Source organism: Bacillus sp. BD48, from assembly GCF_046566805.1.
Classification (GTDB): Bacteria; Bacillota; Bacilli; order Bacillales; family Bacillaceae; genus Bacillus; species Bacillus safensis.
This window is the reverse complement of the sequence record NZ_JANGFM010000002.1, coordinates 36,257-54,397: the sequence shown is the minus strand read 5'-3', so window position 1 is coordinate 54,397 and position 18,141 is coordinate 36,257. Positions and strand designations below refer to the sequence as shown.

The window sequence follows — 18,141 nt, the reverse complement described above, 5'->3', positions numbered from 1 at the left end:
AAAAGAGGAGTGAAAACCATGGCAATCCCTACTATTCCTGCATATCCAATGCCAAGCACACAAGATTTACCCGAAAATAAAGTGAACTGGATACCAGATCCGAAACGTGCTGTTCTGCTGATACATGACATGCAGCAATATTTTTTAAATGCATTTCAACAAGATACATCACCGATCACAGAGTTAGTGCAGCATATTCAACAATTACGTGATACATGCAATGAACTTGGCATTCCCGTCGTCTATACAGCGCAACCTGGTGACCAAGACCCGAAGGATCGTGCCTTATTAACAGATTTTTGGGGACCTGGACTTGGTGATGATGAAGCATTGACAAAAATCATTGATCAGCTTGCTCCATCTGAGGCAGATACAATGCTGACAAAATGGCGTTATAGCGCATTCAAAAAATCTAATTTTTTGGATATCCTTCAAGAAAGCGGGCGTGATCAACTGATCATTACTGGCGTATATGCACATATTGGCTGTATGCTGACAGCCGCAGAAGCATTCATGCTCGATATTGAAACTTTTTTTGTCGCCGATGCCGTCGCTGACTTTTCACTTAAGCATCACAAAATGGCGATGACCTACGCAGCTGAACGCTGTGCGGTCACCACAACAACAAACCAAATCATTCGTCGTTTAACAGGACAGGAAGCAGACAGTGATGACCTATCCTTTGAGGCCATACTTCAACAAGTAGCTGAGTATCTACAAATCGAGCCGAATGAAATACCGCTTGACGAGAATCTCGTCTACCTTGGGCTTGATTCAATTAGAATGATGAGCCTAGCGGAAAAGTGGAGGCAGCAAGGAGCGACCATCAATTTCGTTGAGCTTGCAGCAAATCCAACGCTCGCTCATTGGCGGACTCTTCTTTTCCCAGAAAAACAGCCATCTATCCCAAATATCGATTACTTGTAAAGGAGGAATAGACCCTTGTCGATCCAGTCAGTCGATTCATTCCCGCTAACCGGAGCCCAATCAGGCATTTGGTACGCGCAGCAGCTTGATCCATCTAATCCTATTTTCAATACAGCTGAGTATATAGAGATTAAAGGTCCTATTGATCCCATACAATTTGAAGCAGCCATTAGAAAGACTGTCTTAGAAGCAGATTCCTTGTATATGCAATTCGTTGAGGATACTGACGGTCCAAAGCAATGGATGACATCTAAGAAAGAGATCCCATTTCAATATGTCAATTTACAAAATGAAAAACAGCCGTTTGATGAGGCTAAAGCATGGATGAAAGCCGATCTTTCAACACCAGTCTCTTTAGAGAAAGATGTATTATTCCGTGAAATACTTTTTCAACTTGCTGACGACCGATTTATCTGGTATCAGCGCATTCATCACATTGCCATTGATGGATTCGCCTTTTCGCTCATTGCGCGTCGTGTTGCTGAGGTCTATTCAGCCCTATCGCAAGGGACACCTGTGCCTCCTCAAACATTTGGAGCCTTACATGACGTAGTCCAAGAGGAGCTCACCTATCAACAGTCCAATCGATATGAAGATGATCAAGCGTTTTGGAAAAATCGCTTCGCTGATCAACCGGAAATTGTCAGCCTTGCTGAACTTGCCCCAAGAACGTCGGATCATTTTATCCGAAAAACGGCTGGCTACGATGCCGAAAAAGTAAGCAAAATGAAAAAAAATGCTCAAACCTTCGGTGGTACGTGGCATGAAATAATCCTTGCTGCATCCGCTTTATATATGCATCGTATGACTGGTGCACATGATATTGTTTTAGGGCTTCCTGTGATGATGCGCCTTGGATCGTGCGCCTTACAAACACCTGGAATGGTCATGAATCTGGTACCGCTTCGTTTAACATGCAAGCCAGAAATGACACTCTCAGCACTTGTTCGCCAAGTATCTGATGAACTAAAAGCCATTCGCCCTCATCAAAGATATCGTCACGAGGACATGCGGAGAGACTTTAAACTCATCGGAAGAAATCAGCGATTATTTGGCCCACAAATCAATATCATGCCATTTGATTATGATCTCATGTTCGATCAGAGCGTTGGTCAAGCACATAACCTTTCAGCAGGACCCGTAGATGATATATCGATTAACATATACGACCGCGCGGATGGGAACGGATTTCAAATCGACTTTGATGCAAACCCTGCCGTTTACAAAGAGCAAGCAGTTGACGCACATCAGCAGCGTTTTCTTCAATTGCTGGAGGAAATAACCGGACTAGAGCAAGATCAGACGATCAGTCAATTCAACCTTCTTTTGTCTGAAGAAAAAGAAAACATCCTCAAGCACTGGAATAATACAAAACGAGAATTACCAAAGGAATCTTTACGGGAACTATTTGAAAAACAAGTACGCAAAACACCACAAGCAAAAGCATTACAGTTTGAAGGAATCACTTTGACCTACAAAGAGTTGAATCAGCGGGCAAATCAATTAGCTCATTATTTGAAAAAACATGGCATTGGACCAGAACAATTTGTCGCAATTGCGCTGCCCCGATCCATCGATATGGTCGTAAGTCTATTAGCCGTCGTCAAAACGGGAGCCGCATATCTGCCACTAGACCCTGATTATCCTAACGATCGTGTCGCCTATATGCTAGAAGATGCCAAACCAGCATGCTTGCTCACAGTCAAAGAGACAGCAGACGGTTTGGACCATCCGCACATCGTTCAGCTGGATGATTCAACTGTTCATCAGGAGATAGCAGACAGTCCTCACCTCAATCCGACTTGGAGCGAGGGCTCTACACATCACCCGGCTTACATTCTCTACACATCAGGATCAACAGGCAAACCAAAGGGTGTTGTTGTAACAAAACGAAATGTGATCAACTTTATATTGTCTATGCAAGATTCATTTTTATTAGATCAAGAAGACCAGCTTTTAGCGGTAACGACCATTGCCTTTGATATTTCTGGGCTGGAAATGTTCCTCCCGCTTTTACATGGTGCTGCTATTTTATTGGCAAAAAAAGAAACCATACAAGAACCAGCAAAGCTTTCAGACATGATTCGTTCTCATCATGTCACAATCATGCAGGCAACACCAACGTTGTGGCATGCGTTGGCAGATGAATACCCTGATGTGATCACAGGTATGCGTGTTCTTGTTGGCGGTGAAGCACTTCCTGCCTCCCTTTTGCACACATTGCAATCTCTTCAATGTGACATTACTAATTTGTACGGACCTACAGAAACGACGATCTGGTCTACGATGGAAAATGTCACAGCACATCGAGAAAATAGCGGACCGGCAATCGGTAAACCCATTTGGAATACGAGCATTTACATTTTAGATGAAGGACTAAACCCAGTCCCAGCAGGATCAATCGGTGAACTTTATATTGCAGGTGAAGGAGTATCCAGAGGATATCTTGGACGATATGATTTAACGGCTGAACGCTTTGTCGCTGATCCATTCGGCACAAAAGGCACGAGAATGTATCGTACTGGTGATTTAGCCAGATGGCGCGAAGATGGTTCAATTGATTATATCAGCCGTGCTGATCATCAAATTAAAATCCGCGGCTTCCGTATTGAACTAGGTGAAATTGAAACAGTGATTATGCAGCATCAAGCCATAAAGCATACATCTGTTATCGTTCGTGAGGATCAACCTGGGCAGCAGCTGCTTTGTGCGTATGTTGTGCTGGCAGACGGGTCTTCTCTGCACCCTTCAGAGCTCAGGCAGTTTGTGGCTGCATTACTTCCTGATTACATGGTGCCTTCTGCTGTTGTCGTTTTGCCAGAACTTCCACTTACACCAAACGGCAAAATCGACCGCAAAGCATTACCAGCACCAAATATGTCTTTAGTTAGTTCTGAGCGTACACCTAGAACACCACAAGAAGACATGTTATGTAGTTTATTTGCAGAAACCCTTGGTCTATCTCAAATTGGCATAGATGATAGTTTCTTTGACTTAGGAGGACATTCCTTACTCGCCGCTCGTCTGCTTCGACGTATACGCGATACACTTGGTGCAGACCTAAGCATGAGTACCATTTTTGAATCTCCTCGGGTTGCTGAGCTTGCGCAGCACATTGACAAAGCGAAGGACATTCGGCCGCCGCTTCAGGTAGAAGACAAGCCAGATGAGATTCCGTTATCCTTTGCCCAGAAACGGCTCTGGTTCCTTCATTGCCTTGAAGGGCCAAGTCCAACTTACAATATTCCACTTGTCATTCAGCTGACAGGCACACTAGATCAAACAGCTCTAATGGGTGCTTTAGCAGATATCACTGAAAAACATGAAACCCTTAGAACCATTTTTCCAAATAAGAACGGCATGCCAAGACAGGTCATTTTACACCCTAAAAGTGTTCAGCCTGAGCTCCATGTCACAGCTTCAAGCGATCAACAAATTGAGAATCAATTAAACGAAGCCATTCGCTATAGCTTTCAGATTGAAGAAGAACCTGCACTGCGAGCTGAATTATTCATGCTTGATGCAAATCGGTCTGTCCTGCTTCTATTGCTGCATCATATCGCTGGTGACGGCTGGTCACTTGCACCATTGACACGAGACTTAGCGGCTGCTTATGAAGCCCGTATACAAGGAAAATCCCTCTCCTTGCCAGCGGAACCTGTTCAATATGCTGACTATGCTATTTGGCAGCAGAAGCTGTTGGGCAGTGAAGAAGAGACGGATAGTCTATTTGCCAAGCAGCTCAGCTATTGGAAAGGTGCCTTACATGACCTGCCTGAAGAACTTGAGCTTCCTTACGACTTCCCGCGTCCACAGGAAGGAAGCTTCAACGGTGCGACGATAGATTTTACGATTGAACCCGCTTTACATCAGAACCTCCTTGAGCTTGCAAAGCAGCATCAGGTGAGTTTGTTCATGGTGCTTCAAGCATCCCTTGCAGCATTACTGACACGCCTTGGGGCAGGTACAGATATCCCAATTGGCAGTCCAATTGCTGGACGGAATGACGATGCACTTGACGATATTGTGGGATTATTTGTGAACACACTAGTATTACGTACAAATACAGATGGTAATCCAACCTTTAGTGAGCTTTTGAAGCGAGTGAGAGACGTTGACTTAGCAGCCTATGAGCATCAGGATCTGCCATTTGAAAGGCTAGTCGAAATCCTAAATCCAACCAGGTCCAGATCACGAAATCCATTGTTCCAGGTTATGCTTGCGTTCCAAAATACACCGAAGGCGGAAATGAAGCTGACACAACTTGACTCAGACCTCTACGTGAAACCAGTAGGGTCAGCTAAATTTGATCTGACCATCGAATTGACAGAGCAAAGAACTGAAACTGGGTCAGCAGCAGGATTAACAGGATTGTTTGAATTCAGTACAGATGTATTTAAACAAAGCACCATTCGAGCAATCGCTGACAGAATGAAGCGCTTTTTAACAGAGGTAGCTGAGCGCCCACATGTGGCGATTGGTCAAGTGAACATTTTATCAGATAAAGAGCGGCAAACATTTCTCCCTGACAAAAAGACATTTGCTCAGTTAGACCATGCACATAGTCTCCCTGCCTTATTTGAAAAAACGGCGCAGCAATACCCTGATCGAGTCGCAGTAACGGATGGCAAGAGGCAGCTTACCTATGAAGAGTTAAACAACAAAGCCAATCGTCTTGCTCATTTATTAATAGAAAGAGGCGTTGGACCAGAACAGTTCGTTGCACTTGCCCTGCCTAGATCAATCGATATGCTCATAAGCTTATTAGCCGTTCATAAAGCAGGTGCAGCCTATGTTCCGCTTGATCCTGATTATCCAGCAGACAGACTGGCATACATGATACAAGATGCCAAACCAGTTTGCAGCATCACAACAAAAGCAGATGCAGTGCACCTCCCTGCTGATTGCGATTTGATTTTGTTAGACGAAAAGGAAACGAGCGATCAATTGCTGACTACGCCAAATCACAATCCGGCTGATATAGACAGAATTGAGCCGCTAACTTCTCTGCATCCGGCCTATATTATTTATACATCCGGTTCTACAGGGAAACCAAAAGGAGTGGTCATTCCACACCAAAATGTCATCCGTCTTCTAACATCTACTGAACATTGGTTCCATTTTGATGAAGAAGATGTTTGGACAATGTTCCATTCATATGCCTTTGACTTTTCAGTATGGGAAATTTGGGGACCACTTTTATATGGCGGCCGACTTGTCATTGTATCTCATACCATCTCTCGATCTCCAGAAGAGATGCTGCAGCTTCTAGTTGAGGAAGGTGTGACTGTACTTAATCAAACACCTTCTGCCTTCTATCAGCTCATGCAGATAGACAAGGAACAACAAACACTTGGCCAAGCATTATCACTCCGCTATGTCATCTTTGGCGGTGAAGCATTAGAGCTTAGCAGATTAGAAGATTGGTACAGCCGTCACTCAGACTGTAAGCCAAAGCTAATCAACATGTACGGCATTACAGAAACCACCGTTCACGTTACGTATAATGTACTCAATCGAGAGATGATCACAAAGAACTCCAGCAGTTTAATAGGCGAACCGATTCCTGATTTACACGTGTACGTACTAGATGAATACCTACAGCCTGTTCCCCCTGGGACGACGGGTGAAATGTATGTAGCTGGAGCTGGCCTTGCAAGAGGTTATCTAGGCAGACCTGACCTGACCTCAGATCGATTCCCTGCCGATCCTTATGGAGCACCTGGCACAAGGATGTATCGTACAGGCGACCTTGCGCGCTGGACAGAAGAAGGGGATCTTGATTACATTGGCAGAGCTGATCATCAAATTAAAATACGCGGATTTCGCATTGAACTTGGAGAAATTGAAGCCGTTCTGGCACGCCACGATGCAGTTGCACAAGTTGCCGTCATGATGCGAGAGGATCAGCCTGGCGACAAACGCTTAGTCGCATATATCGTCACAACTGAAGAAGAGCGTTTCGATACTGAAACCCTTCGTCATTTTGCAGCAGCCAGTCTTCCTGATTACATGGTTCCCGCGGCATATGTACAAATTGACACCATGCCGCTTACAGCAAACGGGAAGCTTGATCAAAAATCACTGCCAGCACCTCAATTGCATATACAGCAAGCAGATGGCCGCGGCCCAAGAAACCCGAAAGAGGAAATCCTATGTCATCTCTTTGAAGAGGTGCTCGATTTACCTAAAATCAGCATAGACGATCGCTTTTTTGATATTGGCGGGCACTCATTACTTGCGGTTCGTTTAATCAGCCGCATTCGTGATGCACTTGGTGTCAAACTAAGCATCGGAACGTTGTTTGAAGCACCAAATGTAGCAAGTTTGGCAGAGAAACTAGAAACAGGAAGCGATGAAAACGCACTAGAAATCCTGCTGCCACTGCGAACAAATGGAGAAAGATATCCTCTCTTCTGTGTTCACCCAGCAGGTGGTCTTAGCTGGTGCTATGCAGGTCTCTTGAATACATTAGAAAAAGACATCCCTATTTATGGATTACAGGCACGAGGAATCGCAAGAAAAGATGACTACCCGCACACACTAGATGATATGGCTGCGGATTACATCAAGCACATCCAAACGATTCAGCCAAAAGGCCCTTATCATCTTCTTGGCTGGTCACTAGGCGGAAACGTTGTACAGGCAATGGCTACACAGCTCCAGCAGCAAGGTGAAGAAATCGCACTCGTTGCAATGCTGGATGCCTATCCGAACCATTTCTTACCGATTAAAGAAGCACCAGATGAAGAAGAAGCACTAATCGCTCTTCTTGCGCTTGGCGGTTATGATCCAGATACCTTAACAGGTGAACCGCTCACGATGAAGAGTGCCGTCGACATCTTGAAAAAAGATGGCAGTGCACTAGCAAGCTTAAGTGAAGATGCCATCAGAAACCTAAAAGAAACCTATGTTAATTCAGTTCGATTGCTTGGAGAATATCAGCCAAAAACTTATCAGGGCGACATATTATTCTTTAGATCTACCATTATCCCAGATTGGTTTACACCAATTGATCCCGAAGCATGGGCACCTTATATCAACGGAACAATCGAACAGCACGACATTCATTGCCGGCACAAAGACATGTGCCAGCCTAAACCCCTAGCAGAAATTGGTGTCATCTTAGACAACGCACTGCATCGGGTTAAACAAAAGCACTAAGAATAAAGGAGAGATGACAAATGACAAATCCCTTTGATCGTGAAGACGGTGTATTTCTTGTGCTTGTCAATGAACAAGGACAGCATTCACTTTGGCCATCATTTGCACCAGTGCCAGATGGTTGGGAAAAAGTCTTTGGTGAAGACACTAGAAATGCCTGCATCGATTATATCCAGACACACTGGCAGGACTTGCGGCCATTAAGCTTAACAAAAGAACCTGCACTAGCACATGGAAAAACGGAATAAATCATCGCACCCTGATCTCCATCAGGGTGCTTTTTTGACAGAATAAACATCACCATCTTTCAGCTCTTTCTGCTACAATTTAATTGAGAATGTTTATCAATCAATAAGAGATCAGGTGGTTTTATGGGAAACAACAATCAATTATGCACATCGGCAAATGCCGAACAATTCATCTATCGATTAACATATACTGAAAAAATAAATAATGCGGAGCTTCCACATACAGAGCAGCAGCTATCAGATACATTCTGCCTCCTCTTCAGCATAAGCGGCAGCGGTTTACTCACATTGAACGATCAAAAATGGCGTTTGAAACATCTGACACTCTATACGATCAAGCCGGGGGAAACATTTATGTTAAAAACAGAGCCTTATCAAAAACACGAGCTCTATCTGTTTCGCTTTCAGCTCTACACGCTGCAAGATCAAAACATAGGAGAAGTATCAACGGAACACGCCCGTTCTTTACTGAATAAATGGCAATTTATCGATATTAGTTCGATTGAACACATTCATTCTTTACTGTCCGATATGACAGAGGAATGGCAAAGACCTGAATCCATTAGCTTTTTTAGAAGCCAAACTCTTTTTCAGCAGCTCATTTTGCAGCTTTTCACACTGCATAAAGAAGATATTTGTGACACGGCACATGCCCTTTTCAAAACAAAACAATATATCGATCAACATTCCGAAGAACCCCTCAGCCTGACAAGCCTATCTCATATGGCTGGCATCAGCGCCAATCATTACAGTGAGCTATTTAAAAAGCATTTTGATGTGAGTGTCACTGATTATATCACCAAGAAAAGGATGGCTAGAGCCAAACAATTAATGGCAAAAGGCAACGCAAAGCTCAAAGACATTGCACTGGAAATCGGCTATCAAGATCCGTATTACTTTAGCCGCATCTTTAAGAAAAAAACGGGCATGACCCCTTCTACTTATATGAAAAGCCGTCAACGGAAAATTGCAGCCTATGGCCATTCCATACTCGGCCAGCTCACACCCATTCATATCATCCCATATGCTGCCCCTCTTCACCCTAAGTGGACAGCACATGATTTTGAGCATCATGCAGAAGAAATTCCGATTCATCTGAGTGCACATCGGATCAACGAGCACGCTGAAGCCAATTTACAGCTATTAAAGGAAACAAAGCCTGAGCTGATTATTGCCAATGATCATGTGACAGAGGCAGAAAAACAAGTGCTAAAAACCATCTGTCCTGTTCACTTTGTTCCATTCACACAATTGGATTGGCGCACTCAATTCAGACAAACAGCTATGTTCCTAAACGAAGCGAAGGAAGCAGAAGAATGGCTGATTCATTACGAGGAACTCGTCATTCAAGCGAAAAAGACATGCCTTTTTGATCATCCACCAAAAACCGTCCTGCCTCTTCGTATCTTTCAAGATCAGCTCTACTTGTCTGTAAATCGCACCATGTCCGAAGTGATTTTTCATGACATTGGCCTTCTGCCAGCTTTTCAGAATGATGGTCAGCTAATAGAAAAAAAAATCAGCATTCGCTCTATACAACAGCTAGATCCAGACGCCATCTTCCTCTTCCTGCATAAGGAACCAAAAACCATTGCTTTTTATCAAAAGTTAAAGCAGCAGGAGGCTTGGCAAAATCTCAAAGCTGTGACGCAGCAAGCACTCTATCCGCTCACTTCTGACCCTTGGCGTGAATACACAGCAGCCAGTCATCAACGAGTCATTCAGGACCTTTTATCTTTTTTTCCGTAAAAAGTCCATCATTTGACAGATCATTGTCTATGGATAAAAGGACAAAAGACTACTACAATCTTTAATTGAGAACAATTATCAGTTAAAGGAGAAAACAAATGAAAAAATGGTTCGCATTGCTTATCCTTTGTATCATGACGATCACCGCAGCAGCCTGTGGTGCTGCAGAAAATAAACCTGCTTCAAACACAACCAAAAGCAAGTCAGCTGAAACAGCAGAAACAAGTATCAACTACTTAGATCAAACGTACAAACTCAAAACACCAGCGAAACGAATTGTCATTGCTGGAAGCCTTGAATCTATGGAAGATGCAAAATTACTTGGTATCGAGCCTATTGGTGCTTCTACTGTAGGTGGCACATTCCCTGAATTATTTAAAGACATCACAGCGAAAACAGAAGGCATCGGTGAAAAAACAGAACCGAACCTAGAGAAAATCTTAAAACTAAAGCCAGATGTGATACTCGGATCAACAAAGTTCCCACCTGCAACAATTAAAAAATTGGATAAAGTCCAAACGACGATCCCAGTATCCCATGTCTCTTCTGACTGGGAAAGCAATCTTTTATTGCTCGGTACACTTACTGGAAAAAGTGAAGAAGCGAAAAACATCATTTCTGATTATCAGAAAGATCTCAAACAAGCGAAAGAAACCCTGAAAGACAAAAGCAGCAACAAAACAGCTGTCATTTTGCGCATTAGACAGGGCGACCTATACGTTTACCCTGAAGACGTATACTTCAACTCTACCTTATATGGGGACTTAGGTTTTACAGCACCAAGTGATATCAAAAAAGCCAAAGCACAAGCATTGATTTCATTAGAGCGCCTAGGCGAACTCAATCCTGACTATATTTTCGTTCAATTTTCTAAAGAGGAAAACTCATCGAATCCAAATGCATTGAAGGACTTAGAGAAAAATAAAATATGGACAAGCCTAAAAGCGGTGAAAAATGGGCACATCAATGAAAATGTTGTTGATCCTATGCTTCAAGGAGGAACAGCACTTAGCAAAACAACCTTCCTTGATAAGGCCGTCAAATGGTTAGATCAAAACAACTAAAAAGATGATTGTTGACAAAGGGCTAAAATGTTTAGCCCTTTGTCTTCTTTTCAACGTAGTTGAAAACCTTTAGGAGAGGATACACATGAACGGAACGTTTCTATATGACGAGTTTAACGGGCGTCAGCTTGATATTTACCTTCCGCAGGACACCTCTATTGATGTTCCAGCTGTCTTTGTACAAGATGGCTCTTCTTTGTTTAGAACACACCTGCTAGAGATCGAAAGAATGATCGAAACCAAAACCATCTCACCAATCATCATCGTCGGCATACACCCCTTCAATCGACTTGACGAATATACACCATGGAAGGCGTCATCACTGCGCTCTGGGTTTCCTGACTTTAAAGGCGAGGCACAGACGTATGTGTCATTTTTAGCGAATGACTTGCTCCCATATATCAAAAGAAAATACCCTGTTAAAGAGACCCGTGAGGAACATAGCCACGTAGGTGCTTCATTAGGTGGACTATTTGCTATTTATACCTTATTCATGCACCCTGACCTTTTTAAAAACATCGCATCGATCTCCGGGTCATTTTGGTATCAAGATTTTCTATCGTTTGCTAAACAACAAAGCATTCAGTGTGTGGATCACCTTGTCTATTTGTCTGTAGGCAGTGAAGAAGGGAAAGGCAAAACATCTGCTCAACAGCACATGCCTTTATTCAACAAACAACTACATGACCTTTTATTACAGAAAGGGATGCAGGAAAGGCACCTGCAATACCACATCGAACAAGGGGAAGGCCACCATCTGAAACAATTTCAAAAAAATTTCATATCCGCCCTAAAGTGGTTTTATAAAAGAGAACGCTAATTTTTTATCAGCAAGGCACAGCCGATATGATATATTGGAACGTATAGATTGAAAGAGGAGGGATTTGCGCGCATGAGACCTTTACAAATCTCAGCCGATACCGCACAAAAGCTTGCTGCATCACTCAATGTACCGTTAGAGCAAATCATGCATATGCCGCAGCATATCTTATTAGCTAAATTAGCGGAGCTTGAACAGAAAAAAGATCGTTCTTCTTAAAGAAATAAAGGAGTTTACATTCATGGAACAACAACTAGAAAAATCAACATTGCATCCTCGCAGTACAGGACAAACCATCCTGCTGATTGCTGGGATTTTGCTCATTGCATTTAATCTTCGGCCTGCCATTACATCCGTTGGCCCTGTGATCGGCGCGATTCGTTCCGATTTACAGCTTTCAAATGGACTGGCAGGTTTTCTCACGACTTTACCACTGCTTTCATTCGCATTGCTTTCTCCAATTGCACCTAAAATTGGAAAACGACTTGGCAATGAACGAACCCTCTGGCTTGGACTTGCTGTCCTTCTCTTTGGGATTGTGATTCGCTCATTTGGCACCATCACCTTCTTAATGATTGGAACGGCACTAGTCGGCGTTGGAATTGCGATCTGTAATGTGCTCTTACCGGGGCTTGTGAAGCATAAATTTCCTGCACATGCTGGATTGATGACAAGTGTTTATACGACTTCAATGTCCGTCTTTGCTGCACTTGCATCAGGTGTCAGTGTTCCGCTCAGTCATACAATGCCTGGCGGCTGGAATACCTCATTCCTTGTATGGGCTGGACTTGCCCTTCTCGCCATGATGGTTTGGGCGCCGCAGCTTCTTCATCAGAATACAGTGGCCGTCAAAAGCATCTCGCTCACAGAGCAGCCGATATGGCGTTCACGTGTCGCATGGCAGGTGACCTTTTTTATGGGCCTGCAATCATTCCTTTTTTATAGCAGTATCGCTTGGTTTCCTGATATCTTAACATCACATGGAATGAACCTGTCGACAGCTGGCTGGATGCTGTCTATTATGCAGTTTGCTGGGCTGCCATCCACCTTCTTAACGCCCGTTTTTGCAGAAAAATTAAAAACACAAAGACCGCTTGTCGCCGGCCTTGTCCTTGTATATTTACTCGGCATGATTGGACTTCTTCTCGGAGGATCGACGCCTATCCTTGTCATCTCTGTTTTATTGATCGGCATTGGACAAGGGGCCAGTATCAGTCTTGCCCTCACATTTATCGGATTACGTACAACCAATATAGAACAAGCAGCTGCCCTTTCTGGAATGGCGCAGTCTCTCGGTTATTTATTAGCTGCCGTTGGGCCGTTCATGATTGGTATTCTTTTTGATTCCACACAGACATGGACACCAGCAATTATCATCTTTATCATCATCCTATTTTTCATGTTTTTATCCGGTATGCGTGCCGGACGCAGTGTCTATATTTCAGATCCTTCATAAAAAAAGAACCCGCCTCCTCGTGAGACGGGTTCTTTTCTGCTTATGCCTGCTCTGTCACATGTACCTTTAACGTTGCTTGTACCTCTGGATGAAGCTTTACCGGTACATTTGTATAACCTAACGCACGGATGGCGTCATTCAGCTCGATTTTGCGCTTATCGAGTTTAATTTGATGATCTTTTTGCAATTTATCAGCGATTTGTTTGCTTGTAATCGAGCCAAACAAACGGCCGCCTTCACCTGATTTTGCAGTGAGTTCCACTGTTAACGCCTCAAGTGTTTCTTTTAATTGTTTTGCTTGTTCAAGCTCTTGGATGGCATTCTTTTTCTCTTTGTTTTTCTGCCCTTCCAATGCACTTAGGTTCGTTGGAGTTGCTTCAACAGCTAACCCTTGTTTGATGAGAAAGTTGTGAGCGTATCCGTCAGCTACATTCTTGACTTCGCCTTTTTTCCCTTTGCCTTTTACGTCTTTTAGAAAGATGACTTTCATCTTTGAACCCCTCCTTCGAAATATTCGTCTATGGCAGCCTTTAACTTCCCTACCGCTTCTTCAATGGTTATACCATAAATCTGGGTAGCAGCGTTAGTCAAATGACCGCCGCCGTCTAATGCTTCCATAATAATTTGAACGTTGATATCCCCTAATGATCTGGCACTAATGCATACTGTGTCGTCATCTCGTCTAGCGACAGCAAATGACGCTTCTACCTCACTCATTGACAACAGGGAATCAGCCGTCTGGGCAATCGTAATTTGATCATAATACTCCGACCTGTCAGATGGCAATGAAGCAATGGCCACCTGATTTTGATACAGCTCTGTATGCTGAATGAGTTTTGCCCGTTTGATGTAATGATCGACGGTTTCTTTTAAGAACTTTTGCACAAGGACAGGATCTGCTCCCTTTGCACGAAGGTAGGATGCTGCATCGAACGTTCTTGATCCCGTTCTCAGAGAGAAACTCTTCGTATCCACGATGATCCCAGCCAGAAGCGCAGTCGCCTCAATCATGTTAATCCGCAATTTCTTCGGCTGATACTCTAAGAGCTCTGTCACAAGCTCTGCTGTAGATGAAGCATACGGCTCCATATAAACAAGTAAAGGATCACGGATAAATTCCTCGCCGCGTCTATGGTGGTCAATGACCACGACGTTTTCAATCTTATTCAGCAGTCGTTCCTCCATGACGAGAGACGGTTTATGTGTGTCTACGACGACAAGCAATGTGTCATCCTTTGCAAGCTCCATTGCTTCCTCTGGCGTGATAAAACGTGACCAAAGCTCTTCATAATTCTTAATTTCACTAATTAAGCGTTGAACACTGTCGCCAATCTGGTTGGCATCGATGACAATATAGCCTTCTTTTCCATTGGCCTGGGCGACCTTTAAAATCCCAATGGATGCACCGATCGAGTCCATGTCTGGGAACTTATGCCCCATGATCATGACATTACCGCTTTCAGATACAATTTCTTTTAAAGCATGAGAAATGACCCGTGCGCGTACGCGTGTCCGTTTCTCCATTGGATTCGTTTTTCCACCGTAGAATTTCACTTTTCCATTCGGCTGTTTAATGGCGACCTGATCCCCGCCTCGTCCGAGGGCAAGGTCAAGACTCGACTGCGCAAGTGCTCCAAGCTCTTTCAAAGAAGGAACGGACGCACCGATCCCGATACTCAGAGTGAGCGTCGCACTATGTGCCCCTGTTTTCTCACGGACCTCGTCTAAAATGGAGAACTTCGACGCTTCTAGCTCAGCTAAAATGCTCTCATTTAGAACCGCCATAAATCGTTCAGACGAAATTCTCTTCAGGAAAATACCGTATTCTTGTGCCCAATTGTTGAGCAAAGACGTCACTTCACTATTAATAGCGCTGCGCACTTGATCATCAAGGCCCTGCGTGACATCGTCGTAGTTGTCTAAAAAGATATAAGATAAAACCGTTCGTTCATTTTCGTACTGTCGTTCAATCTGCACTTGTTCCGTGACATCAAAGAAATATAAAAGGCGCTCTGACCGTTTAATAATGACTTTGAATTTTCGGTCATTCAGCGTCACATTTTCGGTCTCAACCTCTTGTTTAATAAGAGGCACAATGGACTCGAATGTATCGTACAAGGATCTGCCGACAAGTGTGCTTTCATGAAAGCATGAAGCGAGAAATGGATTGGTCCATTCGATATAATACTGGTCATTAAACAGCATAATACCAATTGGCATCTCCATTAATGCTTCTTCTCCAACCTTTTTGACTCGATAGGATAATGTTGAAATATATGAATCAATCTCTTTCTGCACTTGCGTATCTGCCCACTTTAAGAAGTAGAGCACACCTGCAAGGACGAAAAGACCAACCGCTCCTATGATCCAATTAAAATAAAGGTTGAGGAGGACTGTGATCACCGCAAGAACAATTAACGCGAAGATCGGATACTTGATGACAGGTTTTCTATAGAAGCTTGGCACTGATATCAACTCCTCAACATTCAGAGTGAATTATTTGTTTTTTACTTTTTCTCTTAAATCAAAGCCTATGTCAGCAATCCCTATAATTCGCACAATCACACCGATTGGCGGAAAGAAAACCGTTAACACAACAGCGAAAATGGGTACCGCTTTTGAGATGTTTTTTTCGTGGCAATAATAGAAGAGAAAAGAAAATCCCTGAATAAGCACCAGTATAAATAAAATTTGAAACGCACTCGATTGAACGAGCCATAAAAAGCTGCCTTTTTCCGTCTGAATCAGCATCAAAAGCAATGTGAGTAAATAATACCATACCATGCTTTTTGGCAGCCGCATATCCTTAAATTTCTTCAAGGGCGGCATGTCTGAAACAAAGCGTTTGAGCAAAGGCCGCACGAACCAATGATTCACGAACGACATCAGAGTGACACCAATTAATAACGCTACAGGCAAGGCACTTAATGCCGTATCCTGCAACTCACTGAACTGCTTCAGCTGCTTCGCAATGTCCTTCTCAGACGCGCCGGATTGCTTTAAAGTACTCTCTATCATCGGCATCATTTGCTCAATCGACTCTTTCGCAATATTCATGATATCGATTTGAAAGAGCTGAACACTGACAACAAAGGAGATGAGAATACTGAATAAATAAATCAGCGCACCTGTAATGATGGCATTCCCGGGCTGCCTTCTGCTGTAGAAAACACCCATGCCTAATCCGGCAGCAATCAATATTGGTGCAGTCATAAGGCCATTTATAGACCCAATTAAAAAGCTGATCACTATGCCAATAGCGCCAGCAGCAACTCCTTTTTTCAAGCCGTGTCTAATTGTATAGAGGATGATCGGAATCGGAGCAGCTAGAAAGAAAATAATGGATAATAGCGGCACATATAAATAAAACAGCATCATGACCGCGAAAATACTCATCATGATTGCGCCCTCTACTAACGCTTTTGTTTGTTTCACACCTTCACCTCTATCCAATCCTTTTGTCTATATCTTGCTCAATGTGTACTTCTATGTATACGTACGATGTAACCTCCATCATGTCTTGCCCCAACCTTTATTTTACCATAGCGGCAAATCTCAAGTAAAATGCAGGCTATCCTAGGAGCGTTTCACGTGGAACACCGATATGGAATCGCACATGCAAGTTTTCAAACAGCATGTTACAATTTTTTAGATTATTCTTAGCTATAAACCCTGAATTCATGGTCAAAAGCTGTTAGAATAGAAACATCATCAATAAATGTAAGAAGGAGAATTCACATGGGAAAAACACTCGTATTCGGACACAAAAATCCTGACACAGACACGATTTGTTCTGCTATTGCTTACGCTGATCTGAAAAACAAAATCGGCACTGAGGCAGAAGCCGTCAGACTTGGAGAAATCAATGGAGAAACACAATATGCATTAGATTTCTTTAAACAAGAAGCACCTCGTTTCATTGAAACGGCTGCAAATGAAACAAAGCAAGTCATTCTTGTCGATCATAACGAATTCCAGCAAAGTGTAAGCGATATTGATCAAGTACAAGTAACTGAGGTCATTGACCATCACCGTATTGCCAACTTTGAAACAAGTGAACCTCTTTACTATCGTGCTGAGCCTGTAGGCTGTACAGCAACGATCTTAAACAAAATGTATAAAGAAAACCAAGTGACGATTGAAAAAGAAATCGCTGGCTTGCTTTTATCTGCGATCATTTCTGATTCCTTACTATTCAAATCCCCAACATGCACACAGCAAGACATTGATGCTGCGCATGAGCTTGCAAAAATCGCAGGGGTAGATCCAGAAGTTTATGGCCTAGACATGCTGAAAGCAGGCGCTGATCTAAGCCAAAAAACGGTTCAAGAATTAATTACACTTGATGCAAAAGAATTCGCACTAGGCAAAAGCAAAGTCGAAATTGCACAAGTCAATACAGTAGATATCGCTGAAGTGACAGCAAGACAGGCTGACATTGAAGCGAAAATCAATGAAGTCATTGCAGCAAAAGGTCTTGATCTATTTGTTTTAGTCATCACAGACATTTTAGAAAATGACTCCCTTGCTCTTGCACTCGGTGCAGAAGCAGCAAAAGTAGAAAAAGCATTTAACGTCACGCTTGAAAACAACACAGCTTTACTAAAAGGTGTTGTATCAAGAAAGAAACAAGTCGTACCTGCGCTGACAGACGCACTTTCTTAATCAACACGACAAGACTGCTGAATGATTCAGCAGTCTTTTTTGTCTATC

Annotated in this window: 12 protein-coding genes; 9 read left to right on the top strand and 3 right to left on the bottom strand. The window is 43.2% G+C overall.

Annotation, left to right across the window (positions count from 1 at the left end; genetic code table 11):
• The first annotated feature begins 18 nt into the window (after positions 1-18).
• From ACLGGR_RS05310 to ACLGGR_RS05275, 8 genes are all read left to right on the top strand, one after another.
• Positions 19-927: an isochorismatase family protein gene (locus ACLGGR_RS05310; RefSeq protein WP_323649405.1), complete on the top strand. Its 909-nt coding sequence runs from the start codon at positions 19-21 to the stop codon at positions 925-927.
• Positions 928-942: 15 nt separating this feature from the next.
• Entirely contained in the window at positions 943-8,091 is a 7,149-nt protein-coding gene (locus ACLGGR_RS05305; RefSeq protein ID WP_410972634.1) for an amino acid adenylation domain-containing protein, read from the top strand.
• A 20-nt stretch (positions 8,092-8,111) separates the two neighbouring features.
• The gene (locus tag ACLGGR_RS05300; RefSeq protein WP_025093680.1) at positions 8,112-8,339 is read left to right on the top strand and encodes an MbtH family protein; all 228 of its coding nucleotides are present in this window, start codon (positions 8,112-8,114) and stop codon (positions 8,337-8,339) included.
• Positions 8,340-8,462: 123 nt separating this feature from the next.
• Positions 8,463-10,088 carry a helix-turn-helix domain-containing protein gene (locus tag ACLGGR_RS05295; RefSeq protein WP_410972633.1) on the top strand — a complete coding sequence of 542 codons (1,626 nt, stop codon included), beginning with the start codon at positions 8,463-8,465 and terminating at the stop codon, positions 10,086-10,088.
• 98 nt (positions 10,089-10,186) lie between these two features.
• Positions 10,187-11,152, top strand: coding sequence for an ABC transporter substrate-binding protein (locus ACLGGR_RS05290; protein ID WP_142946039.1), 966 nt, complete (start codon positions 10,187-10,189; stop codon positions 11,150-11,152).
• 85 nt (positions 11,153-11,237) lie between these two features.
• Entirely contained in the window at positions 11,238-11,972 is a 735-nt protein-coding gene (locus tag ACLGGR_RS05285; RefSeq protein WP_410972632.1) for an alpha/beta hydrolase, read from the top strand.
• A 72-nt stretch (positions 11,973-12,044) separates the two neighbouring features.
• Positions 12,045-12,191, top strand: coding sequence for a YycC family protein (locus tag ACLGGR_RS05280; RefSeq protein WP_064498621.1), 147 nt, complete (start codon positions 12,045-12,047; stop codon positions 12,189-12,191).
• Positions 12,192-12,213: 22 nt separating this feature from the next.
• Positions 12,214-13,428, top strand: a complete 1,215-nt coding sequence (locus ACLGGR_RS05275; protein ID WP_410972631.1) for a CynX/NimT family MFS transporter — start codon at positions 12,214-12,216, stop codon at positions 13,426-13,428.
• A 40-nt stretch (positions 13,429-13,468) separates the two neighbouring features.
• Here ACLGGR_RS05275 and rplI read toward each other — a convergent pair whose 3' ends face one another.
• The 3 genes from rplI to ACLGGR_RS05260 are packed head-to-tail and all read right to left on the bottom strand — an operon-like array spanning position 13,469 to position 16,863.
• Positions 13,469-13,918 (bottom strand): 50S ribosomal protein L9, encoded by a 450-nt coding sequence (gene rplI, locus ACLGGR_RS05270; protein WP_008359128.1) that lies wholly within the window; start codon positions 13,916-13,918, stop codon positions 13,469-13,471.
• Entirely contained in the window at positions 13,915-15,894 is a 1,980-nt protein-coding gene (locus tag ACLGGR_RS05265; protein WP_048238316.1) for a DHH family phosphoesterase, read from the bottom strand. The genes rplI and ACLGGR_RS05265 overlap by 4 nt, the downstream gene beginning before the upstream one ends.
• Positions 15,895-15,924: 30 nt before the next feature.
• The gene (locus tag ACLGGR_RS05260) at positions 15,925-16,863 is read right to left on the bottom strand and encodes a YybS family protein (protein ID WP_410972630.1); all 939 of its coding nucleotides are present in this window, start codon (positions 16,861-16,863) and stop codon (positions 15,925-15,927) included.
• A gap of 303 nt (positions 16,864-17,166) precedes the next feature.
• Here ACLGGR_RS05260 and ACLGGR_RS05255 point away from each other — a divergent pair, with 303 nt between their 5' ends.
• Complete coding sequence (locus ACLGGR_RS05255; RefSeq protein ID WP_073979340.1) at positions 17,167-18,093, top strand: manganese-dependent inorganic pyrophosphatase; 927 nt, start codon at positions 17,167-17,169, stop codon at positions 18,091-18,093.
• Positions 18,094-18,141: the final 48 nt, after the last annotated feature.